The 24,204-nt window shown below is 49.3% G+C and carries 18 protein-coding genes; 6 read left to right on the top strand and 12 right to left on the bottom strand.

The genetic code is table 11. The features are described from left to right. Positions 1-121 precede the first annotated feature (121 nt). Complete coding sequence (sgrR, locus tag FH974_RS19045; protein WP_047884477.1) at positions 122-1,828, bottom strand: HTH-type transcriptional regulator SgrR; 1,707 nt, start codon at positions 1,826-1,828, stop codon at positions 122-124. A 317-nt stretch (positions 1,829-2,145) separates the two neighbouring features. On the opposite strand from sgrR, the gene FH974_RS19040 reads away from it, so the two are divergent. Further along, complete coding sequence (locus tag FH974_RS19040) at positions 2,146-2,613, top strand: GNAT family N-acetyltransferase (RefSeq protein ID WP_107193836.1); 468 nt, start codon at positions 2,146-2,148, stop codon at positions 2,611-2,613. Positions 2,614-2,768: 155 nt separating this feature from the next. On the opposite strand, the gene FH974_RS19035 is transcribed toward FH974_RS19040, so the two are convergent. From FH974_RS19035 to norV, 4 genes are all read right to left on the bottom strand, one after another. After that, entirely contained in the window at positions 2,769-3,188 is a 420-nt protein-coding gene (locus FH974_RS19035) for a hypothetical protein (RefSeq protein ID WP_047884478.1), read from the bottom strand. Between the two features lie 445 nt (positions 3,189-3,633). Next, entirely contained in the window at positions 3,634-3,993 is a 360-nt protein-coding gene (locus FH974_RS19030; protein ID WP_047884479.1) for a hypothetical protein, read from the bottom strand. 583 nt (positions 3,994-4,576) lie between these two features. After that, positions 4,577-5,740 (bottom strand): NADH:flavorubredoxin reductase NorW, encoded by a 1,164-nt coding sequence (gene norW / locus FH974_RS19025; RefSeq protein WP_207104076.1) that lies wholly within the window; start codon positions 5,738-5,740, stop codon positions 4,577-4,579. A gap of 2 nt (positions 5,741-5,742) precedes the next feature. Beyond that, a complete protein-coding gene (gene norV / locus FH974_RS19020) occupies positions 5,743-7,299 on the bottom strand; it encodes an anaerobic nitric oxide reductase flavorubredoxin (RefSeq protein ID WP_207104075.1) in 1,557 nt (518 codons plus the stop codon). Positions 7,300-7,511: 212 nt separating this feature from the next. Between norV and norR the strand changes: the two genes are divergently transcribed. Continuing rightward, on the top strand, positions 7,512-9,107 hold the full coding sequence (norR, locus tag FH974_RS19015; RefSeq protein ID WP_207104230.1) for a nitric oxide reductase transcriptional regulator NorR: 1,596 nt from the start codon (positions 7,512-7,514) through the stop codon (positions 9,105-9,107). 208 nt (positions 9,108-9,315) lie between these two features. On the opposite strand, the gene fdhF is transcribed toward norR, so the two are convergent. Then, positions 9,316-13,509, bottom strand: a complete 4,194-nt coding sequence (fdhF, locus tag FH974_RS19010; protein WP_207104074.1) for a formate dehydrogenase subunit alpha — start codon at positions 13,507-13,509, stop codon at positions 9,316-9,318. 389 nt (positions 13,510-13,898) lie between these two features. Between fdhF and FH974_RS19005 the strand changes: the two genes are divergently transcribed. Next, positions 13,899-14,846 (top strand): chemotaxis protein CheV, encoded by a 948-nt coding sequence (locus FH974_RS19005; protein WP_047884483.1) that lies wholly within the window; start codon positions 13,899-13,901, stop codon positions 14,844-14,846. A gap of 581 nt (positions 14,847-15,427) precedes the next feature. Here the strand turns inward: FH974_RS19005 and FH974_RS19000 are convergent. The 3 genes from FH974_RS19000 to FH974_RS18990 are packed head-to-tail and all read right to left on the bottom strand — an operon-like array spanning position 15,428 to position 16,836. Then, complete coding sequence (locus FH974_RS19000) at positions 15,428-15,721, bottom strand: hypothetical protein (RefSeq protein WP_047884485.1); 294 nt, start codon at positions 15,719-15,721, stop codon at positions 15,428-15,430. A gap of 48 nt (positions 15,722-15,769) precedes the next feature. Beyond that, on the bottom strand, positions 15,770-16,525 hold the full coding sequence (pdsO, locus tag FH974_RS18995; protein WP_047884486.1) for a sortase-associated OmpA-like protein PdsO: 756 nt from the start codon (positions 16,523-16,525) through the stop codon (positions 15,770-15,772). After that, complete coding sequence (locus FH974_RS18990) at positions 16,522-16,836, bottom strand: hypothetical protein (protein ID WP_157038313.1); 315 nt, start codon at positions 16,834-16,836, stop codon at positions 16,522-16,524. Before FH974_RS18990 ends, pdsO begins: the two co-directional genes overlap by 4 nt. Positions 16,837-16,902: 66 nt before the next feature. On the opposite strand from FH974_RS18990, the gene pdsR reads away from it, so the two are divergent. The 3 genes from pdsR to FH974_RS18975 all read left to right on the top strand — a co-directional run bounded on the left by pdsR (position 16,903) and on the right by FH974_RS18975 (position 21,110). Beyond that, on the top strand, positions 16,903-17,589 hold the full coding sequence (pdsR, locus tag FH974_RS18985; protein ID WP_047884487.1) for a proteobacterial dedicated sortase system response regulator: 687 nt from the start codon (positions 16,903-16,905) through the stop codon (positions 17,587-17,589). A gap of 1 nt (position 17,590) precedes the next feature. Then, the gene (gene pdsS, locus FH974_RS18980; RefSeq protein ID WP_242551961.1) at positions 17,591-19,891 is read left to right on the top strand and encodes a proteobacterial dedicated sortase system histidine kinase; all 2,301 of its coding nucleotides are present in this window, start codon (positions 17,591-17,593) and stop codon (positions 19,889-19,891) included. Between the two features lie 577 nt (positions 19,892-20,468). After that, positions 20,469-21,110 carry a hypothetical protein gene (locus FH974_RS18975; protein ID WP_047884488.1) on the top strand — a complete coding sequence of 214 codons (642 nt, stop codon included), beginning with the start codon at positions 20,469-20,471 and terminating at the stop codon, positions 21,108-21,110. Between the two features lie 4 nt (positions 21,111-21,114). Here FH974_RS18975 and FH974_RS18970 read toward each other — a convergent pair whose 3' ends face one another. The 3 genes from FH974_RS18970 to FH974_RS18960 all read right to left on the bottom strand — a co-directional run bounded on the left by FH974_RS18970 (position 21,115) and on the right by FH974_RS18960 (position 23,963). Further along, positions 21,115-21,531 carry a hypothetical protein gene (locus FH974_RS18970; RefSeq protein ID WP_207104073.1) on the bottom strand — a complete coding sequence of 139 codons (417 nt, stop codon included), beginning with the start codon at positions 21,529-21,531 and terminating at the stop codon, positions 21,115-21,117. A gap of 304 nt (positions 21,532-21,835) precedes the next feature. Beyond that, positions 21,836-22,954 carry a glycine cleavage system aminomethyltransferase GcvT gene (gene gcvT, locus FH974_RS18965; protein ID WP_047884837.1) on the bottom strand — a complete coding sequence of 373 codons (1,119 nt, stop codon included), beginning with the start codon at positions 22,952-22,954 and terminating at the stop codon, positions 21,836-21,838. 373 nt (positions 22,955-23,327) lie between these two features. Beyond that, a complete protein-coding gene (locus tag FH974_RS18960; protein ID WP_047884490.1) occupies positions 23,328-23,963 on the bottom strand; it encodes a helix-turn-helix domain-containing protein in 636 nt (211 codons plus the stop codon). Positions 23,964-24,204: the final 241 nt, after the last annotated feature.

Genomic DNA, 24,204 nt, shown 5'->3' with positions numbered 1-24,204 from the left:
CACTTTCTCTGCCCTTTGGGTGCCCGTTTTGCGATGTTCTTCGAGCATCCCGCACACCAACTTAACCCGAATCTAAAAATCACCTATATAGCAATACCTTATTGAACTTCAGACGTTAGCCTCAGTGGGTATCCAGCTCAGGCTTCATCCACACAGATTTAAAGTCAAACCAACCCATTGAGTTAGACTGCATACCCTGTACGGCTCCGGTGTCATCAACCCCCAGCCAGTTGTGGAACAAAGGCAACACCTGACCAAACTCTACCAACTTCGCCCCCAATTGCTGGCACGGTGCAATAGTGTCACGAGACTGACGCCACAACGCGACTTCATTCTCCAATGCATCAAACTCAGTTTCCGGCATTGCCCGGGCAATATGGTCAAAGTTAAAGAACCAGGACAACAACGCATCATCACGGTGGTTCATCAAACTCATGCCCCCCAGCCAGATATCAATTTTCCCCGCATGTTTACCCAGTGCAATTTCCGTTGTGGTTAATTCCAGCATTTTCAGTTTAATGCCGTCTTCTGCCAGTAATTCCTCGATAGCAGTCGCCACGTGCGGATACACAGGATGCTGGCACGCAAATGCAATGGTGACTGATTTAGGCTTCGGCGGTGCAGGAACAGGATGGCGGCTTAACGGAACATGTGCCCAACCCGGTAATAAGCCATAAGCGTTAGTCAGGCGAAAATCGCCGATTTGCTCTTTATTGAGTCGCTGCAAAATATTCAATGCGTTCAGTTTGGCCAGAAAGTAAGTCAGCCATTCAGGATCACTTGCCAGTCCCTCGGTTCGGTTGAACAGCAGGAAGTTGCATCCTTCATCAAGTTTCAGGCGAGTCGATACACTCACATCCCCTACCTGAGAGATGTCTGAGGCCGGTTGAAGGTAACAAGAGGCCACTTCAGACAACATCCAGATATCCACCACGTCAATCAGTGCCCGGAAGCCAAAATACTGATCAAACGCTTCCAGTTTAAAACGCTTGGTATCGTTCTGAATCACCTTGTAGGGGCCGGTACCAATCGGAAACAACTCGTTGGAATTATCCATGTCGGCTTCTGCCGGTTGAATCATCGCAATCAGGTTACTGAGCAGATCAGGAAAACGGTGATCGTCGTAATGCAGGTGAAAATCAATGGTATGGTTAAACGGAGCATCGATTCGTTCAATGTGGTTGAACAGTCTGTGCCTTTTGACTTTATCGAATGTCGCGATGATATCCTCACTTTCCAGCAGGCTGCCATCATGAAATCGCACTGACGGACGAATATAGAACCGCCAGTGTCGTGGAGTCAGCGCTTCCCAATGATGTGCAAGATCCCCTTCGACTTCCTCTTTTTCCTCGTTTATCCGGGTCAGACCATTAAAAATTTGCCGGACCAGATGCTGCTCAGAACGGCGCAACGGCTGGAGCGGGTTCAGGTTGGTAAACTCACGATAATAAGGTAACCGTACAATTTGCTGGCCGTGATCCGTTGTATGACCCAGCTGCTCTTGAATAATCTGTGCCAGTTTATCAGCATTATAATCGAGGGCTTCCAGCGCCGGTTCCAGTTTGCCTTCCGCCACCAATTTTCGGGCATGAAGTTGCTGTAGCTCACTGTCGGTACTATGAAATGTGAGACGGGACAACTTACCCCGCCCCACCGCCGGATCCCAGTCAATCCAGCCGTTTTCGGCCATTTTATTCATCACCATGCGCACATTACGCCGGGTGCAGAACAGGACTTCCGAAATCTCTTGCAGGGTCGTGTCACTGTCTTGCCCATTAAAGTGACTGAAGAGGCGCTGGAACTGAGATTTTAGCCGTTGACCGCTCATAAAAGAGGAACCTTATTTTCTTATTTTTTCTGTTTTAGGTTTCCTATTTTAACGTAAAAATAGCGATGTACCCAACGGGTATGGGCGGCATAGGCAGAAGTTATTCCTACCAGGTGAGCGATAGCTCTTACCTGACAGATTCCCCCGTCTTAACTCCTGAGTGAGACTATGCCGCTCTTGTTTCCGCCGTTGTGTGGGACTCAGTCACAATAAGCGCGATAACACATATCCATATGGACTCTGATACGCTATCTTTCGCCCGCATGCTGCATAAACCCGCGTAGTACAATGCCTAGCAGCATAAGGCTTATCGACATATGCTGACAGGAAAACAAGAAGGACCTTCAGTGATCAGATTGCATCCATCCTCAGTGACTGAGATTGCCCAGTTCTGCACCTTTGAAAGCCTCTCTGATGTCCGAAATTTTATTATTCCTTACTCCCCTGACAAACATCTGGCGGAAATGGCCAATCCTAAGCGGGTTTACCTATCAATTTATAAACAAACTCAACTTGTTGGATTCATTATTCTGGCATTGGATGGTGAGAAAAGCGTCGAGTGTCGCCGTGTTGTTGTAGCAGAGCAAGGTCACGGCATAGGTCAGGCCGCTATGCTTGCCATGGAGGCGTACTGTACACAGCAGTTAGACCGACACCGAATCTGGCTGGATGTATTTGCCTTCAATACACGTGGTCAACACATCTACCAAAAAATGGGTTACAACCCTTTTTCAAAAACGGAATTCGACGGAAAGCCGCTGCTCCTGATGGAAAAAGAGCTTTGAAAGGCATGAGGGGGGATTTCTATGAATTGCTTATAGCCGTGATTGTGATAGCGAGGAAGCTTTAAGCTGATTGCAGCGTGAACACCAGATAACAACAATCATAAAAACCAATTTATAACCACCATGAAAACAGTCATGATGAGCCATAATAGTATTTAATTATATTTATCACCCGAACTAGGGGCCGCCAACTTCTTACTGTCTTTCAGACGAACGTGCTTGTATCCACCACTACCGTAATATTCCCGGCAGGATTCCAGTACCCAGTCACGATAGTTATGTAACTGCTCGCCATTAAACTGATGCGTTGAGATGATCCCTTCGGCCCAGGAAAGCGCCATAAAGGAGACCAGTTCCCACTGCGAACCTGCCAGCAATTTTGCCTGCTTTTTAAAATGTTCTTCCAGCCCCAGCAAGTTCTTAAATTCGCTCTCAGTGTAGTCTTCTTTGTCCACCAAATTAGGCGGTAAAACAATGATATAACAACGAGACAATTCTTTTGCCTGGCCAAAGTCATTAGCAACAGCGATGTGGCTAAAGAACAGTAGCATGAGCAGGGCAAAAGTGGTCTTCATTGGCTATACCTTTGCAAGTAAGAATCATGGGACACATCCACTTTCTTGTGTTCCCGTTCATGATGGCGGCTTTACACCTTCACTTCATGTAACGACTAATGCAAATACCACGCCTGAATTTGGCGGCACTTAGGCTAAGATTATTCAACAGCCACTTCGCAACGGCGTTCCTTATTATAAGAGCTTCCCAGAGTTTTATAAGCACTTCCACGCATAACAGCTGTGGCACGTCTGAATTTTCAGACTGCAAACACTAAAAATTCAGATGCAATTTGCAAATTGCATGGCCCGACACAGATCCCCTATCTCGATCTATTGATCCAGGTAACGTCAAGCCGCTAATTTGTTTCGAAAATAGAAGGATCCACACGATCACAAATGGCAGATATCAAAAAACGGGCCAAAGCCCGTTTTTTGTCAATACAATAGTGGATAAAGCGGCGCATTAAGCCGCTTTAGCTACAACCAGACGTGACATCTGGAACTCTCGCAGCTTGGCGTACAGATACGTCGCAACAATAGAGAAAAACAAGTACGACAAAGAGAATACAAATGGTGAGCTGATCAAGTTCGCTTCAAGCCCCCACATTACGCCAGTTACTGTTACACCAATTTTGGCCGCTGCTCCCATCATCAACATCAGCACCGCCAGTTGCGGGTAGCGTGTTGAACAGCGAAATGCCAGCCAGTAACCCGTACCGACAGCCAGAGCAGCAACACCGAAACCAACCATGAATGAGTGAAAATGCTCACCAGAAAGCACACCCGCTAGCGCGGACAACAACAAAATTGACAGAAATTTCATATCTACCTCACGACAAAAACAGGATAAAGCGTCCTTTCTCTGTGATTTAACTGCACAACGCTATTTTCCCACTTTTTGTTCAAGAAGCATACAGGTCAGAAATCTTGTTGCTTTCACGAAAACCTCAATATTTCATAAGTTTACATTTTGTAACACTCTAACTCCCTATCACCTAATGAATTACAACTTAATCGTTAAAACTTTGTTAAAAACAGTGTGTTTTGTAAGAAATGTTATCAAACCACAAGTTTCCAAATTTTTAATCTTTGTTTCCAAGTTTGGTATGAATTTACACGAAATTTAATCCATCGTTTTGATGCTTATTTAGCTTTAAATATGGAATTTAAGGTTGCTGAAATTAATTGATCTATTTTGTGATCCAACAAAAAAACCGGTATCACAATACTGAGTTTCTGGCCATGTTGAGTGTCACCCACGGTCATAAAACAAGACTCAGCATCTGAGTGATACCGGTTGTACTGGTGTGCCTAATTCATATTTATAAGATCGAGATTTCAGAGTGGCTTTCGTTTTTTACAAAAGTCCAACTTCTTCAGAATCAGCGGGTTGCCTGTCTATTTCGCTACTCAGTCGGTAAGGCTTTCAATAACGGCAAAGCCTGTGAAACATGCTCGCCCGTTACAACAAAACCTTTTATCTGCCCAGCGTCGTTCAACATTCTTGCCGTACAGCCTTGAGGATCGACGTCCATCTGCCAGCGCGCATTGTCAGGTAGTGTCCCACTGGATGGTTGCGCAGCACTCCCTAACTGAACAGGAAAATGCGGTGTTTTCACTTTTATCATCATCGGCGGCAGAGCCAGTCGGCCTGGCTGACCCAATAACGATTTTGCCAGCGCATTGGCACTCAGTAATGCAGGCTGTAAATAGGCCAGTACCTTCCCCTGTATTTCGGCACAATCTCCGAGGGCGTAAATATCCTGCGCCGAGGTTTGCAGGGTATCGTCCACGACAATGCCACGCCGAATATCCAGCCCGGCTTGGCTTGCAAGTGATACATTGGGCACTAACCCAGCCGCCGAGATAACAACATCGGCCTGTAGACAGTTACCGGAGGCCAGCGTTACTGTCATGCCATGACTCCCATTGCACTCCAACTCAATCACGCTGTCTGAAAGATACATATCAACATTCAGGTGTCGCATCACGGCCTGCATTTTCAGGGCGAGGTATTCCGGAAGTAAATTACCCATCAGGGTCTGGCTTGGCTCGACAATAACAACACTTTTCCCTGCCCCAGCTAAATCCATCGCCAGTTCAGTGCCGATCAGCCCGCCTCCCATCACTAATACCCGCTTCGCTTGATGTAATTGCTGCTGAGCGGCTTCGTACTCCGACAAGCTGTTCAGCGTGACAATCCGGTCTGCAGCACTCCCTGTAACATCAGGCACGAATGTACGGGCACCCGTTGCCAACACCAGTTTGCTATACGTCAATGCGCATCCTTCAGCGAAAACCTGATGAGCGTCGGGATCGATAGCTTCGACGCGGCAGCGGCTATGCAGTTCTATCTGGTATTCCTTTGCAAAGTCTTCGCCTGTCATACGAATCAAATCACCGGCGGTCTGCAGCCTGGTGAAGACGTGGCTTAGATCCGGCTTGTTGTAGTCATGGCCATCGTCCGCGGTGAAAACATGAATGGGAATCTGCTGATCGGCACGACGAATCGCTTTGACTAATTGGTAAGCGGCAAAGCCGCTACCAATAATAACCACTGGATATGTCATAGTTATACGCCTCGTACCGGCTCAAAAACCTCTTTCCCCAAACCGCATTCCGGACATAAAAAAGTCGCCGAAATATCAGACCAACATGTGCCAACGGCAACGCCTTGATTAGGTTCTCCCATCGCAGGGTCATAAACCCAGTTACACACGGTGCACACCATCTTCTGAGAGACCGTGGAGCTCGGTATGGCTGGTTTTACGCCACGTTCAGGTGTTTCACGGGCTGTCAAAGCCACGACAGCTACCTCATCTGACCTATTACTCGCGTGTGGTACGGCATAGCTACCAGTCTTCTCACTCATCACATCATCCTGGTGAGACGCCTGTGATATTCCAGGTGACGCTATTTCTGATATTGCTTTGGGGAACGCCCATTGTCTGGCTATCATCTGACCATGCGCCCGACATTCACGCATCGCTTTTCCGTCCGGCTTCCATTTAGTTTTCATGCCAATGGTGGTTTCAAATCCGGCATCGGTGAGACGGGAGTGAATGCGATCAACAGCGCCACCATTCCAGCCGTAGCTACCAAACGCCCCGGCCTTTTTATTTTTGAATCGCAAGCCGGTGATCTCTTCCAGCATACCGGCCACTTTTGGCATCATGACATTATTCATGGTTGAAGATCCGACCAGAATGCCTTTAGAGCGAAATACATTAGCGAGAATTTCGTTTTTATCCTGACGCGAAACATTAAAGACTTTCACCGCCACACCTGGGTCAACATCGTGGATGCCCTGAGCAATGGCGTCTGCCATCAAGCGGGTGTTATTCGACATCGAGTCATAAAAAATCGTAATGCGATCTTCCTGGTAATTGTTTGCCCATTCCAGGTACTGGTGAATAATCTGGGTTGGATTATCTCGCCACACAATACCGTGCGACGTCGCAATCATATCTACCGGCACATTAAAGCTGAGCACTTCGTGGATTTTGGCCGTAACCAGATTGCTGAATGGCGTCAGAATGTTGGAGTAATAACGCAGGCACTGCTCCATCAGCTCATTCTGATCCACCTCATCATTAAACAGGTGCTCATCACAATAGTGCTGACCAAACGCATCATTACTGAACAGTACCGCATCGCCTGTCAGGTAAGTCATCATGCTGTCAGGCCAGTGGAGCATTGGGGCTTCAATGAAGATTAGCTGTTTGCCGTTACCGACATCCAGTGTGTCACCGGTTTTGACCACGTTGAAATTCCACTCAGGGTGGTGGTGATGGCCGACAATCGAATCCACCGCATTCTCAGTGCAATAAATAGGTGTGCCGGGAATGCGTGCCATCAATGCGGTTAATGCCCCGGAATGATCTTCCTCAGCATGATTGATAACAATGTAATCAATGTCAGCCAGATCGATTTCCATCTCAAGATTTTGAATAAACTGTGCGCTGAAACGGTGATCCACGGTGTCGACCAGTACCGTTTTCTCTTCACGAATCAAATAACTGTTGTAACTGGTACCTTTTGTCATTTTGTATTCAGTACCGTGAAAGTCCTGTACTTCCCAGTCGCGTTGACCTACCCAATGGATGTTGTTCTTAACGTGAATTGTCATTTCAATACCTTTAGTGATTCCCAGAGCGAACAGCTTGCTCTGTCTTTGCTTTAGGTAATGCACTGACCATACCAAGTTTTCATCTCATTGTTTTTAAATCATTTAATATATTTATCGATAGGTTTATTGTCATTATGACAATCCATTAAAAGTGTCATAATGACAACTTGAGTGTCATAATGACTGTCAATGTATATATGGTTGAGGCATTCATGAAAAACACGCCAAAAGAACTCGCGCAGTTAGCACTGGATCTGACTCAGGTGCTCTCAAGTCAGGATCGTTTTGCACGGTTACTCAGCGTCATCAAAACCCTGTTCAGTTGTGATGCCTCGGCCCTGCTGGCCTTCAGGGACCAACACTTTTCACCTTTGGCCATTAATGGCTTATATGACGAGGTTATGGGGCGCCAGTTTTCAATTGCCGATCACCCCCGGCTGGAAGCTATTGCCCGAGCGGGTGACATTGTGCGTTTTCCTCACGACAGTGATCTGCCGGATCCATATGACGGCCTGATTCCCAGCCATCAGGGAAATCTGCATGTCCATGCCTGTGTCGGCTTACCCTTGATCGCGAACGATACCCTTATCGGTGCGCTGACCATCGACGGATTCGATCCTCACCAGTTTGATCGTTTCAGCAACGAGGAGTTGCGAATCATTAGTGCGCTGGCAGCGGCCAGCCTGCAAACAGCCCTGCTAATGGAGCAGCTTGAGCGCCAGGCGGTCGATGTCCCGCAAGCATCAGGAACATCTGCCCCCGGCAAAGGGGCCGTGAACATGATTGGTCACTCTGCGGCCATGCGTGAACTAAAAAATCAGATTCAGGCTGTGGCGGGTACAGACCTGACTGTGCTGGTATCCGGTGAAACCGGCGTAGGGAAAGAACTGATTGCCGCTTCCATTCACCAGTCGTCCCAGCGCAGTCAGCAACCACTGGTGTACCTCAACTGCGCGGCGTTACCGGAGTCGGTCGCTGAAAGTGAGCTATTCGGACATGTCAAAGGTGCCTTTACCGGTGCCGTCAGCGATCGGAAAGGAAAGTTTGAGATGGCTGATGGCGGTACCCTGTTTTTAGATGAAGTGGGTGAACTCCCGCTTGCCTTGCAGGCAAAACTGCTGCGGGTTCTGCAATACGGTGATCTACAACGGGTGGGTGATGACAGACACCTGAAAGTGGATGTACGCATTATCGCCGCGACCAACCGACAATTGCATTCTGAAGTGAAAGCCGGAAAGTTCCGGGCAGATCTGTATCACCGTCTGAGCGTATTCCCGATTGTTGCCCCTCCGCTGCGAGACAGAGATAACGATGTGGTACTACTGGCTGGATTTTTTATTGAACGCTGCCAGACCAAATTAGGGGTAAAAACGATCCGCCTTTCTGCTGATGCTCGTCAAATGCTGAAAGCCTATCACTGGCCGGGAAACATCCGTGAACTTGAACACGCCATCAATCGCGCGGCTGTGATTGCACGTGCCAGATTTGCCGCTTCAGCACGATCCACCGAGTCGCCCGTTATTGAACTGGTCCCTGAAGATTTTGATTTAGTAACCATGTACGCCGTCGCTGATTTAACAGGCACGCCACAGACGGAAAAAGCTGATTGCAAGTCAACGGCCACTGGCGATCTGGTCAATCGCCGGCTCAGTGATGCCAGCCTGAAAGATGCCACGGACTCATTCCAGAGTCAGCTCATTCTGGAAACCTATGAGCGCTGTAATCAAAACTGGGCGGCGGCGGCTCGTGCCCTGAAGCTGGACACGGGGAATCTTCATCGTCTGGCCAAACGCTTAGGCGTGAAATGACGTCAGCGGTCACTTTCCTCATCGTGCCAAGACGTTACGGTATGGCAACCTCAAAGCCGTAAACCTTTGCAAAAAAGCCCGGCGTACACATTCACTGGATATACATACGTACGTCGGGCTAATGCGTACATCGGACTTTGGTGTCACTTACCGTTTAACATGACAGATTAAATGCATCAGGCAAATGCTCAGGCACCACACTCGCACACTAACACGCCACGACTTCTGTTTGTGACAGTTTCTCGACCCTGACGGCAGCCACTTTAAATTCCGGGATCTTGGCATGGGGATCGGTTGCTGAAATGGTCAATTTATTTGCCGCAGACTCCGCAAAGTGGAATGGCGTAAACACCACACCGGGCTGCATCCGTTTCGTGACAAATGCTGGGGCTTCAATACTGCCACGACGGGTCACCAGGCGAATCATCTCGCCGTTCGTAATCCCTATCTTCTCAGCATCCACGACTGAAATCATCGCCCGCGGTCCGGCCAGATTATCCAAGCCTTTGGTTTTACGGGTCATTGTACCGGTATGGAATTGTTCCAGCAGACGACCTGTCGTCAGCACCAATGGGAAATCGGCATCCGGCATTTCTGCCGCGTAACGGAACGGCGTCACCACCATTTCAGCCTTGCCCCGCACAAATGTGTCCTGATGAAGCACTCGGGTACCCGGATGATCTTCATGCGGACATGGCCATTGCAAGCCATCAGGGCCGACACGCTCCCAGGTAATTCCGGCATATTGCGGAGTCAACTGGTTGATTTCACGAGTAATGTCCGCCACGGAGTGATATTGCCAGTCACTGCCCATGGCATTCGCAATAGACTGAATAATCTGCCAGTCTTCTCTCGCTTCTCCCGGCGCTTTTACAGCCGGTTGGAGCCGTTGAACACGACGTTCAGTGTTGGTGAAATGGCCTGATTTCTCCGCAAAGGCGAAAGAAGGCAGCACGACATCGGCTAGCTGAGCGGTTTCAGTCAGGAAAATGTCCTGCACCACCAGAAAATCAAGCGCATGGAGCCCTTGCAGTACATGGTGCTGATCCGGATCACTGAGTACCGGGTTCTCCCCCATCACATACAGACCACGCACCTGCTTCTGGCAGGCTGCATCAATGATTTCCGTCAGTGTTAACCCCGGTTGATCCGGCAAGTCAGAGCAATTCCATGCCTGTGCAAATTTCTGATGAACTTCCGGATTGGTCACTTTCTGATAACCCGGGAAATTGTCCGGCAAAGCTCCCATATCGCAGGCGCCCTGCACATTTGACTGCCCTCGCAGCGGGTTAATGCCTCCGCCTTCAACCCCAATATTGCCGCACAGCAGCTGCAGGTTGGCAATGGCCCGCACATTGTCGTGACCTGTTGTGTGCTGGGTAATACCCATGGCGTAATACACTGCCGTGTGCTTTGCCTGTCCGATCATTTCGGCCAGCCGCATCAGGTCTGCCTGTTTCACACCAGTCACCAGTTCCACTCTCTCCGGCGAATAAGCGTCACGCATCACTTCAGCTTCAAACGCCTCAAAGCCCGTAACACGCTCATGGAGATAGTGTTCACTGTGCCAGCCATTCACAAGAATCTGCTGCATAATGCCATTCAGCAGCATCACATCGGTTCCGGGACGCTGTGCCACATACAACTCAGCATGATCGGCAATGTCTACCCGTTTTGGATCGGCCACGACCAGACGCGCAGTGCCCTTGCGAATCGCCTGCTTGATATGTGATGCGATGATCGGGTGCGCTGCTGTGGTATCCGAGCCAATGATAAAGATCAGATCCGAATGGGCAATACTCGGAATATCATTGGTCATGGCCCCGCTGCCCAGCGATGCCTCCAGCCCAGTCACCGTACTGGCATGACACAGCCGGGCACAATGATCGACATTGTTAGTACCCAGCTCACGCCGGATAAACTTCTGGAACGCAAAGTTATCTTCGTTGGTGGTTTTGGCCGATGAGAATCCCGCCAGGGCATTGCCCCCAAACAAGGTTTTGATTCGGTTGAACTTACTCGCCACCAGCTCAATGGCCTCATCCCAACTGGCAGGCTGCAACTCACCGTTTTGACGAATTAAGGGTTGGGTCAGGCGCTCTTTGCTGTGAATAAAATCAAAACCGAACCGGCCTTTCACACAGAGCATTCCCTGATTAACCGGAGAGTCTTTAGCCCCTTGCACATACCGGATCTGATTTCGGCTTTCATCGACAAACAGAGTCACTTTGCAGCCGACGCCACAATAGGTACAGATGGTTTCTGTCGGCTTTAGCATCTCAATCCGCCCCTGCGATTTATCCCTCGCATCCACCAGCGCTCCGGTCGGACACACCTGCACGCAAGCCCCGCACTGTACGCAGGCCGAATCACCCATGCTGTATCCCTGTTCAAAACCGGGACGGCATTCCGGTCTGCTCGCACCAGAGCCATCCGGGTTGCGGGAAAAACTCAAAACACCATGTACCGCCTGCTCGTTACAGGCAGCCACACATTGGCCACAGCTGATACAGCGGTTGGCATCGAACACGATAAACTCTGCGCTATTATCCACGACGAATTTCTGGCAGTCAGCGGTATCCAGCTCCTCGCGCTGAACCCCGTATTCCGTCGCATAGTCCCGCAACTGGCAGTCGGTATTCGCCTGACACCCACACTCAAGGCAGCGTGCCGCTTCCACCATTGCATCACTGGTAGAAAAGCCTGTCTCCACTTCGGCAAAGCTCCCCTGCCGCTCATTGGCAGACAACTCCGGCATTACTGCACGCACCGCTTTCTGAATGGCAGTATATTGCGTCAGATCGATGTCTTTTACCCGCGATGCTTTCTTAGCATCAAAAGGGGCGACAGCAGCCGTCACGGACTGCCCTTGCAGGAACCGGTTTATCGCTTCGGCGGCCAGTCGCCCATCAGCGACGGCCTCAATGGCGGTCGCCGGCCCGCGTCGTAAGTCACCGATACTGAAGACGTTCGCCACACCGGTATACAAAGAGCGTGAATCCGCGTCCACGGTTTGCCAACGCGTAACGGGTAATTCAATGCCAGCCTGCTCCAGAAAACTGAGATCAGGTTGCTGAGAAACAGCGGCGATTACGGTATCAAACGCTTCAGTAACATACTCACCGGTTGGCTCAGGTCGGCGGCGTCCCGATGCATCCGGCTCCCCCAACGCCATTTTTTCCAGTTTTACGGCGTTGACCCGACCAGTCTCATCCGCCAGGTTCTCAACCGGGTTTGTCAGAAAGTGGAATTTCACCCCTTCATGCTCCGCTTCGACAATCTCATAGTCTTCAGCCGGCATTTCATCCCGGGTACGGCGATAAATCAGCGTGGTGTCGGCACCGGCTCTTATCGCCGTGCGGGCACAGTCAATCGCGGTGTTTCCTCCTCCAATCACTGCCACTTTCTGTCCGGTGGTGTAAGTTTTGTCGGTGACAAAATCTTTAAGGTAATCAACCCCAAGATAGCAACCATCCAAATCACTGCCGGGATAGGTCATTGCCACCGCTTTCGACGCGCCGACCGCAAGACACACTGCGTCATATTGCTCAATCAGTGCTGTCAGCGGCATGTCTTTGCCCAGTGCCGTATTGGTTTGAATCGTCATCCCGTTGCGGCACATCAGTTCAATTTCTTTGTCGAGAATCGCTTTCGGTAAGCGGTATTCCGGAATCCCATATCGCAGCCATCCGCCGGGCTGCGGCATCGACTCCAACACAGTGACGTTGTAACCTTCAATGCTCAGGTAATAGCCGCAGCTCAACCCGCCAGGGCCACTACCAACAATTGCAATACGCTTCCCCTTATCCGCCTTACGTGGTGGAATATATTGCTCCTGCGCTTCCAGATCGCAGTCTGCCGCATGCCGTTTAAGCTGACGAATTGCCACCGGCTCATCAACAATGCCCCGGCGGCATTCCGCTTCACAAAATGCCGGGCACACACGGCCAATAGAAAGCGGCATCGGTAGGGTGCGCTTGATAACTTCTACCGCTTTTTGATGATCGTTCTGGGAAATGTGATACAGGTAGGACTGAATATCGACGCCGGCCGGACAAGCCGTCTGACACGGGGCCAGGCAATCGGCATAATGATCAGACAAAATACGTTTCAGTGCCTGCTGGCGTTGTGTGCTCAATGCTTCGCTATGAGTCCGAATCGTCATACCCGGCTCCGGAACAACTTCACAGGCACGAACGGTAGTTATGGTGGACTGAAGAGAAGCCTGATGGTGTTCATGCTGGTACGCGACTTCGACCACGCACAGCCCGCAAGGCACTTTTTCCCCGTTTTTGTTTAATCCGCACAGAGATGGAATCTCAATGCCGTTCGCCTGAGCGACCTCAAGAATCGTCTGTTGGTTGTCAGCTGACAGCACTTGTCCGTCTATAGTGACATGCATCTTCATTGCCTCATTCTGTTGGTGTCACCGGGCTTTATTTTGTCTGACGCCATTATTTTTTTGGGGCTCTGGCCGCCTTTATTTATCTGGGAGCTGCTTCTAAAGCGACTGCCCATGCCCGATGCACGGAGTGATAACCAGTCTCCTGTCATGAACACATTCAGCAGGGACACGGAAAATCCTCTTTTTTAGGTATTCGGCTAGATTATCAGCCGCAGAATTTAATTCCTTGATTTGGAACATTCTGAATATTTATTTAGGAAATGAAGGAAGTTGTTGCCTATCAGGCAGTGCACTATTTTGCCTTTAGCGCTAAATCAGCGTGACATTTCTGAAAATCAGCTTATATAATCCACTGATAAATTTAATAATTAGGAGTACCGGGCAGTATGGCAACACTTCTCGATTCTGTCGATCAACGTACCCAGCTTGTGGGGGAAAACCGCCTTGAGCTGTTGATTTTTCGGCTGCATACCGGTCAGCTTTTTGCCATCAATGTATTCAAGGTTAAAGAAGTCGTAAAACTGCCCAAACTGAACATGCTGCCAGGCTCGCACCCCAATATCAGTGGGGTCGCCAACATTCGTGGTGCTTCTATTCCGGTCATTGATTTACGCCGTGCTATCGGGATGTCCGGCGGCAGCGAGGCCAGTGAACGAAATATCATTATTACTGAATATAACCGTACCGTGCAGGCGTTCATGGTGGGGGAAGTCATGAACATCGTTAATTTGACATGGCGCGATATTCAGCCGCCACCCGAGCAAGTTGGCAAGAATAACTATCTCACCGCCATTACCAAAGTTCAGCGTGACGGCATGGATCGGCTGGTCAGCATCATCGACGTCGAGAAAGTACTGGCAGACATCGTCAACTACAACGTGCGAATTTCCGTTGGTGTACTGGATACTGCGATTCTGAATCATTTTGACGGGCGCAAAGTGCTGATTGTCGATGACTCGTCAACAGCTCGTGCACAGATGCGTGAAACCCTGACCCAGCTGGGGCTGACTGTCATTGAGGCCCATAATGGCCGCAAAGCGTTAGAGCTGCTGAAACGCTGGTGTGATGAAGGCAAAAATGTGACAGATGAGATTCTGATGATGTTCACCGACGCCGAGATGCCAGAAATGGACGGTTATAAACTCACCCATGAGATCCGCGGCGATAGCCGAATGCATACCCTGCACATTGCGCTTAACACATCCCTGAGCGGCAGCTTCAACGAGGCAATGGTGAAAAAAGTCGGTTGCGACCGTTTTATTTCGAAATTCCAGCCTGACCTGCTGGTCGAAGTGGTTCAGGATCGTTTGCGGGACGTTCTCGGCACTTCATAGCCAGCGCCTTCACCGGACTCTCCCCCTGCCAGTGCCACAATACCGCTGCGAAAACTCGCCTTCTGGCGAGTTTTCTCTGTCTGCAACATCACGCCTCCTGTCTTCATGATCTCAGGCCCCCAAAAATCCAGCTTAGAAAGACGCCTGTATTGACTCACGTTAACCCACCTTCGTCAGGCCACTGTGATTGCCAGACTAAACATTCGATACACGACTTGTTGATAATTCAACTGATGAATAACTCTACGAATCAACAATACACCAGACTCAAGTGCAACACGGAGAGTTTAAACAGTGCTTCAATCCAGCGTGATTCATCCCACGTCTGAGCCTTCCAGCACCATGAGTCAGCATCCACTTTTTCAACATATCGTCTCGCAGAGAGTCTTTTCTCAAAGAGCCTCTTCTTAAAGGGCCCGTTCTTAAAGAAGTCATCAGAAAACCTGTTGAAGGTGTCCCTCTGTTCTGAAATCCAGTTTGTGACCAGACGGTGCGTCAATTGCACATGTCCCGATAACCCGTTAGCGAATACCCTTGTCATCCGTTATCCCCGTATTAGCTGTTTGTCTATTCATCCTGCGTTAAAAGCGATAATTGGCTGTTTGCGCTTTCATTGGCGGAATGTGGCGGTCTACATTGTTAGGGTCAGATTCCCAGTCGGCTTCCCGGCTTTGCTCCCAGTCACTTTCCCAGGCATAGAGCACCTGACCATCCGTTAATGTGATACTTGGAGCACCTGACGATTCCGGTCGGGCTTCACCCCAGGTTTCATCCGCTTTGACATTCACCTGTACGGTCAACATCAGAGTGAGGCAAAAGGCGAGCACCCAGCAAGGAGCCCCCTCACTGCGTTGTTGATTTATATATTTTGACATTCTCGAACTCCTGCTTTGTACATCTCGGTCCCGACAACAATCCTTGCCTTATGGATGTCCTGCGGTTTGTACTGATGCACTGCTGCTACGCAGGGTAACGCGGCGGTCGAAGAAATCGTCTTCAAAGTTCTGCTCTGTTTTCAATGGACTTTGATCACCATACGCGGCCACATCAAATTGCTCATGGTCGACACCACGCTCGATCAAATAATGTTGTACGGCTTCTACCCGGCTCTCTGACAGCGAAAAGTTGCGTTCGCTGCTACCACGGCGGTCGGCAAACCCTTCCAGTACCCATTTCACTTCCGGTGCCTGCTTCATGACTTCCGCCAGTTCATCCAGCTGGGCTTTAAACAAAGGTTCAATCTCCGCGGACCCCGTTCGGAAATGGACATTCATCTCCAGTGCCAAATCAACATCCGTTGGTTGAATATTCATCAGTTCAAATTTTTCCTGCTCCAGACGGGCGATTTCAAGCTGTGCCTGATTGTATTTATGGCTGATTCGCTCCAATTCTGTATTGCGGGCCGCAATTTCAGTGATTTCCTCATCCTGAGCCTGAATATGCTGGTCTTGCCCGACGGCTGTGCCGACAATTCCACCGACCATTGCCCCCACAACCGCGCCAATCGGGCCACCGACAATCGCCCCCAGTGCCGCGCCAGAACCCAATCCGACCAATTGTTCCTGCTGACCGACGGTGTAGCTGTCATCACCCAACTGAGTATCCGCCATTGCAGACGGCGTGCTGACAGATGCCAATAGTGATGCGGCGATAAGAGTGGTAATTAGCTGCTTTTTCATGGTGTTTTCCTCTGCTTATTTTTTGTGCTTATTTTTTGTACTTGTTTTCGATGATGGTTATTCGCAGCGACGTTTCCCGGTGCAAGCTTGTTGTTTTCAGCGCTATATCGTCGTATGCCGTATGTTCGCTGAACGTTGGGAATCGCCGTTTCGATGAGGTTATTAAACCAAGCAGTTCTGGCACTGGCAGGGACAAAAAAAGGCAATGTGATGGTCAATTGTGGCAAAAAAATGGCAATTGCCCGAATCCCCGAAAGTGGCCTTTCATCACTTGAGATTTCTTGTATAGTCACTGCATTAACAGTGTTCACAATCGTTTTTCTGCAATGAATCGCTTGGTGTTGTGACGCAGTATTGGATTGGCAGGAATACAACCTATGAAAAAAATTGTCATTGTCGAAGATGAAACCGCGATTCGCGAAAACTACATGGACGTGCTGAAAAAACACGGTTATGACGTCAGAGGCTACGAGAATCGTCCTGATGCACAGGCTGCATTTGAACAACAGCTGCCCGATTTAGCCATTATTGATATCGGCTTGCAGGATGAAATTGATGGCGGCTTCACCTTGTGTCAGTCACTTCGTGCTATGTCGCCGACCGTTCCGATTATCTTCCTGACCGCCAGAGACAGTGATTTTGATACCGTCTGCGGTTTACGTATGGGGGCCGATGATTATCTGACCAAAGACATCAGCCTGCCACACCTGATGGCGCGTATCGCAGCACTGTTTCGCCGCAGCGAGCTGATGGCCACCCCGACCGTACAGGACACCTTGCTAGAGCGAGGGCCCCTCACCATCGACAAAAACAAGATGCAGGTTTTCTGGCAGCAACAGCTGATTGAACTGACAGTCACAGAGTTCTGGATGGTTTATGCGCTGGCAAAACGCCCGGGCCATGTCAAAAGCCGTCATGATCTGATGGACGAAGCTCGAGTAGTGGTCGACGACAGTACAATCACCTCTCACATCAAACGGATACGCAAGAAATTTATGCTGTTCGATAACGATTTCGACTGTATTAACACCGTCTACGGTATGGGTTACCGTTGGGGAGCCTGATGTGAAAAAGTCTCGGTTAAATATGCCCTTCATCAGAGCAACGCCGCCACACGGTTCAGGGCTAAAAACCTCTCTGTTGAAACGCTTTCGGTTACTCATATCATCGTTAAAAGCGTGGCAGTTTAAGCCGGCATTTGGTCTGCGTACAAAAGTGATTCTTATCGCCAGTTTGCTGCTAGCTTTACCCTGGTTAGGTTACAACTATGTGCTGGAAATGGAAAAGCTGCTTCGTCAGGGACAGGAGCAGACACTGATTGGTACGACCCGAGCTGTGGCGACCGCACTGAATGAGCGGCCTAACCTGTTCAACGAACAAGCCAGCGCCTTGCAGTCGGTTCAAAAAGGCAGGGATCTCTACGCGTATGCGTTGACATCTCCTGTTACGCTCGATGGCGTTCTGGACGACTGGACAGACGGCACCGATAAACTGCTGTCTTATGGCCGGGATGATGTGCAGTTCAGCCGCGGTATTTATAACGCAAATAGCATCCGGTTCCGCCATGGAATTGGCCGGCATGGGGATTATCTTTATGCCGCGTTTGAGGTATCAGATCGACGCCCGGTTTTGCGCCGCCCGGATTCTGTTCGGATTGATCGCAATGATCACCTGATCGTCGCCATGACAACTCCGACGGGCGAACTACAGCGTTTTGCGGTGACGGCTCTCACCGAAGGGAAAGCTGAAATCTGGTCGCTTCAGGGCGAAATCAGTAATGCCGAGGCGGTGATTCCAACAGAGGAAATCAGTGGTTACTGGCGTCAGACCGATAATGGCTACAACATCGAACTGCGCCTGCCTTTAGCCATGCTGGGCAACAAACTCGGCTTTGCCTTTTATGATGTGAACAACAGCCAGAACCGCGAAGTGGAAACCATTATCGGCACATCCAATACCAATCACCTAAACCGATTGGGGACCGTCCTCGTACCTTCACCGGATATCGAAAACATCCTGAAAGGTATGGGGCATACCAGCACCCGACTTTGGGTTATTGACCGCCACCAGCGGGTATTGGCCAAATCCGGCGATATTCAGGAATCCAACGGTGTATGGTCTACCTCGGTCAAATATGGCAACAACGACAACTCCTGGTGGTCAGCGTTTGAAGAAAAATGGCTGCACCCAATTTATTACCGTTACCTGCTCAATGAGCCACAGGCGTTTGACGATCAGATTAAAGATTCGGCCCAGTTACAGGGAGTGCATATATACCAGGCTCTGCAAGGACGCGGCTATTCACAATGGCGGCGTTCCGAAGACGGAAAAGCGATGATTCTTGCTGCGGCCTACCCTATCTGGCTCAGTGACAACGTCATGGGCGCGGTAGTGGCAGAAGAATCTACCGTCGGCATTCAGACCCTCAAAAACCGTGCACTGGAAAAACTGCTGAACGCAATGCTGGCCGTGATACTGATAGGTACCGTGACCTTGCTGTTATTTGCCTCGAAAATATCGGGCAGAATCCGTCGCCTTCGTGACGAAGCAGAACAAGCAATAGATAGCCAGGGGCGGATCTGCCAGCCTATTACCCCTTCTGCAAACACCGATGAAATTGGTGACCTCAGCCGTAGTTTGGCGGCAATGGTCAACCGGTTAGGTCAATACAATCACTATCTGGAAAATTTATCATCGCGTTTATCGCATGAACTGAGAACACCGGTGGCTGTGGTTCGCTCGTCGATTGAAAACCTGTCGTTGCAAAATCAGGATGAAGACAGTCAACGTTATATTGCCCGTGCTCAGGAGGGTGTCCAGCGCCTGAGTACCATTCTTTCGAGCATGACAGAGGCAACCCGCATTGAACAAAGCCTGCAAGGTGCCGAAAAAGAAGTCTTCCCGTTCAATGAACTGGTGTCGGGATGCATGCAAGGCTATCAAATGGCGTATCCTGAACAGGCATTTTCAGTGCGAGCTGATGACGTTTTGATGATTGATGGCGCACCAGATTATCTGGCGCAATTGCTGGATAAGCTTATCGCTAATGCGGTTGATTTCAGCCAAAATGATCAGCCAATTAGGGTAACTTTGACCCGTCATGGCACGCAGGTCAGACTGGTTGTCAGCAACAAAGGCCCGTTACTGCCCAAAGGCATGGAAACCCAGTTGTGTAATTCAATGGTGTCGATCCGGACACAGGATAAACAGGACAAACCCCATCTCGGACTGGGGCTGTTCATTGCAGGGCTGATCACCAATTTTCATGATGGCCAAATTGTACTGCAAAATAATGTGTCGCTTAATGGCGTTGACGTTGTGGTCACCCTGCCGCTCTGTGATCACCACCGCTCAGACGTTGACTGACAAGCCCGTCAACACTTCCTCCCCGGCCTCTGCTGCCTCAGTCACGTCGCCGGGAGAGATAACTCTCATCACAGCGCGAACAAACAGCCGTCCAGGCAACGCGAAATCATAAACAAAAAAGCACCGCTAGGTGCTTTATGAAGATGCAATGACGGCGGAAAATAACCCTACCGCAGCTGCGATCGCTACTAGTGCTAGCGCTATTTCAAATATTAACTCTCGCATATCATTTCGCTCTCGGTCCACACGCTTGTCACCTGAATTACTTTCGGTCAATACCGCTACCTGTTTTGCTTTAACCTCAATAAACAACGAAATGGTAGCAGCATAAAATGGAATAGATCTGACCGGGAAATTTCATCATACATTTCTCGGCTAGATATAACCTGAACAATTTCGGCTCCGCCAGTTATAAATCCGCGGCTTCGATCATGTCCACATAACCTGAATAATCCTATGAAATAAAAAGATTTAATTGATGAACAGATCGCATTATTTTTCACCACCAATTGTGCTCACGTTCTTTCCCTTATAAATGTTCAGAGTTTGGTACAGGTGCGATTCAGGAATAATGGCGATGAAATGGCTGACAAGATTAAATGCAATCTGCTGTTTATTTTTTTCCGTCTCATTAATGAGTCAACCTTTACCCATTAATCAATTTAATGCCCTGCAAGTGTTATCACACTTCAATGTCAGTACCATTGAACTCCCCGTTTATATTGAGCGTAATGAAGCAAACCTCTATGGACAGGATGCCAACCACAATTCACTGAGAGATGATTTCGAACAATATATCCTGGAGCATTATCAACAACCTGAACATGTAGCGATGGCCATACTGGCTGCCCAGACCTGGAAACGGTTACTGGAAGTAACAGCATCACAGCAAAGCGGAAGCTTCACCCGATTGAAATTAATTTCAGAAATTCAGGCAATTAAGCAATGTTTTCGTCAACTGGAAACCCATCAGCCGGAGTTTCATTCCGCGTCGTTTGCCTATTTCAATACCCCGCAACGCGCCGATGCCAGAAAACAAGCCGAGCAGCACCTGTCCAGCTGGCGCCAGCAATACCGGCAGGTGAAATTAATCGAAGATTCTCAACCACCCTGCCAGGTATTTAAACGGCTCATGCAGCAATTTTTGCCCGCGACGCAAGAAACTCTACACCTGGCCGCAGACAGTGTAATGGAGCCAACGCCCCACCTCACGCAATAAATTGTCAGCGATTGTCCGGCTGAGACATTTCATCATTCTGACTGCGGTTCTTTTCACTCAATGAAGTATTGCCGTCCGATGAAATACGCTTGTTTTGAGAAGCTTGGGAGGGTGACGGTGAGGACATCTGTGTAGATATACCCGTTACGGACTGAGAAACCTCAACATGCGCCATGAGATCCTGTTCTTTTTTCTCAATGGCTTGAAACTGCGCATCGCACACACTGCGTGTCACTTTGTCTTCGCCGTAAGTGCTCATACAGCGATCCATATATTCTTCATAGGTCATGAGCAGCGGTTCAGCGGTCACCACGCCAGCGCTAAGGCATAACGCAGAGCATAAAGCAGAGTATCGCCCAGTGTTCGGCCATCGGAAGGGCACATACGCGGCCAAAGAATGGAAATTCAGGTGCAGGCTCATACTCATCACCTCTCAAAACAGGGTTCGGCTTTGCACATGACGCCTGAGACATCACGATATTGAAGCCTGTCTGTTAAGAAAAGCTGATTTCTCCCTCTTATGCCAACCTGAATCTGAGACAAAAAAGAGCCTGCTTAATGCAGGCTCTTTTGCGGTCTCTGGCTAACAGAACGCTCATCTTGACGTAGAAATACGTGTTTGAGGAAGCGCTTGACGGTCATGCCCATCCCCATAGGTTACTGGCAGTCAGTGGCTGCAGACCCACGTTCCACAAGCAACTCGGCAGTCAGCCAGAATAAAGGCATTAACCACGGTGGTAGTTTTGTGGCACAAATGGCATTTTTTCTACAACCATCGCCAGCTTCTTACCACGAACTTCGGCAAACACTTCGGTACCCAGTGCAGCCAGATCAGACTGAACATAGCCCATTGCCACAGGTGCCCCTTTAGTTGGGCCGAATGTACCACTGGTAACAATACCGATTTCGTTATCATTGGCATCGAACAGTTTGCTGCCTTCACGAACAGGCGCTTTGCTCAGACCAATAAGACCAACGCGTTTACGGGCAACATCTTTCGTCGCAATTTGCTCAAGAATAATATCCGCGCCAGGGAAACCACCGGCACGCTCACCGTCTGCACGGCGTGGTTTGCTGATACCCCACAGCAGGCTGGCTTCAACCGGCGTTGTAGTTGTATCGATGTCGTGACCGTACAGGCACAGACCACATTCCAGACGCAAAGAATCACGCGCGCCCAGACCAATCCATTCCACTTCTTCATAGCCCAGCAGTTCACGAGCCAGCGCTTCAGACTTATCAGCAGGCACGGAGATTTCGTAACCGTCTTCACCGGTGTAACCAGAACGGCTGATCAAACACTCCACACCCATCAGATCAAGCGTGATCGCATCCATAAAGATCATATCTTTAACGGCAGGGTTAAGACGAGCAAGAACTTCAGCAGCTTTCGGGCCTTGTAAAGCCAGCAACGCACGATCTTCGATCAGCTCTAGGGTCACATCTTCCGGCAGGTTCGCTTTCAGGTGCGCGATGTCCTGCTCTTTACAGGCCGCGTTAACCACAACAAACAGGTGATCGCCAAAGTTAGTGACCATCAGATCGTCAAGAATCCCGCCCTGCTCGTTCGTGAAAAAGGCATAACGCTGCTTACCAGTCGGCAGATCGATAATATCGACAGGTACCAGTGCTTCGAGAGCTTTGGCCGCATTTTCACCGTGTAAACGCAATTGGCCCATGTGAGAAACATCGAAAAGACCGGCAGATTCACGGCAGTGGATATGTTCTTTACGCACACCCAGCGCGTATTGCACTGGCATATCGTAACCTGCGAAAGGAACCATTTTCGCGCCCATTTCGATGTGTAGTGCGTGCAGAGGTGTTACCTGTAACTCTTGAGACATACTTTTATACTCCATACACCGCTGATATCGCGGCGATCTTCCTTATCAGATGTTTCAACTGTGTTAACTATAGTTTCTTATAGTAAACAAAGTTTCCAACCTTTCAAACCGTGCTTCATCACAGTTTGAGTGAATTCCATCAGCAGGGATTTTTACCCTGTCGTAACAAAAACACGTTCGTGACCGGTTTGCCTCAAATCACGTCATTCACGCAAACATTAACAAACCAACCATTTTATTAACCCAATTTGCACCCGTGATCCGCTCCTGGTCAGCGGACAATATACAAACGACACAATGTACGCATTCACATACATGACTTGAAAACAGGCTGCGGTTAACAGCTGTGCTAACAGTCAATCAATCGGAAAAATTAAGACGCCGTCACCCATAAAATATGGGCGTCCTCTTCACTGACCGAAACCAGCATATGACCCATATTGGCGTCGTAGTAAACCGAGTCCCCTTCTGCCAGATTGACCGGTTCATAAAATTCCGAAAAAAACGTAATCTCACCACCCAGCACCAGCAGGAACTCTTCACCGTCATGACGAATCCAACCAGAATAATCCTCAAATGCCCGAGCCCGTACCCGTGACTTAAAAGGCATCATCTTTTTATTCGTCAGCTGTGTAGCCAGGAGTTCATGTTCATAGGTCGTCGTCGGATGCGGCTTTCCTTGTTCGTTACGGGTAATGTCGCGACGCCCTGTTGCGGTAATTTGCTTAGGAGGAGCAAAAAGCTGAGGAATATCAATGTCTAAACCAGTTGCCAGCTTTTGCATCGCCTGGAAGGTCGGTGATATTTGTTCATTTTCAATCTTTGACAGCGTTGAGCGAGCTAGACCTGTACGCTTACTGGCCTCTTCCAGTGTCAAACCCAGTGTCATGCGAATTTCTTTTAATCGCTTGCCTAACTGTAACGGCTCAATATGTTCCGTTTTATCTGATTCCTGCTCTTTGACTACTGTCATGGACGGGTATACATCCACCCGTTGTTCCTCGTTCATACCATCCTTCCTTGGTTACTGCAGTCATTTCATTCTGGCATAGCCAATCGGAAACTCAAAAGCCGTCGCAGGGTAAAAATATGACCTGTGCGGCATTATTGAGAATTTGTTTCCTAAAGGAAACCTGACCATTTTTTGTCGCATTTTCCTTGCCTGAAATAGCATACAACCGCAAAGCCACTCCCTGAGCAAACCACTTCCAAATTCGGACTACATTTGTATAAATCACTTGCTATGCAAG

Origin of the sequence: Photobacterium ganghwense, assembly GCF_017329545.1 — a bacterium.
GTDB classification, from domain to species: domain Bacteria; phylum Pseudomonadota; class Gammaproteobacteria; order Enterobacterales; family Vibrionaceae; genus Photobacterium; species Photobacterium ganghwense.
Note: the sequence above shows the minus strand (reverse complement) of the source record. Positions and strands in the feature narration are given on the sequence as shown.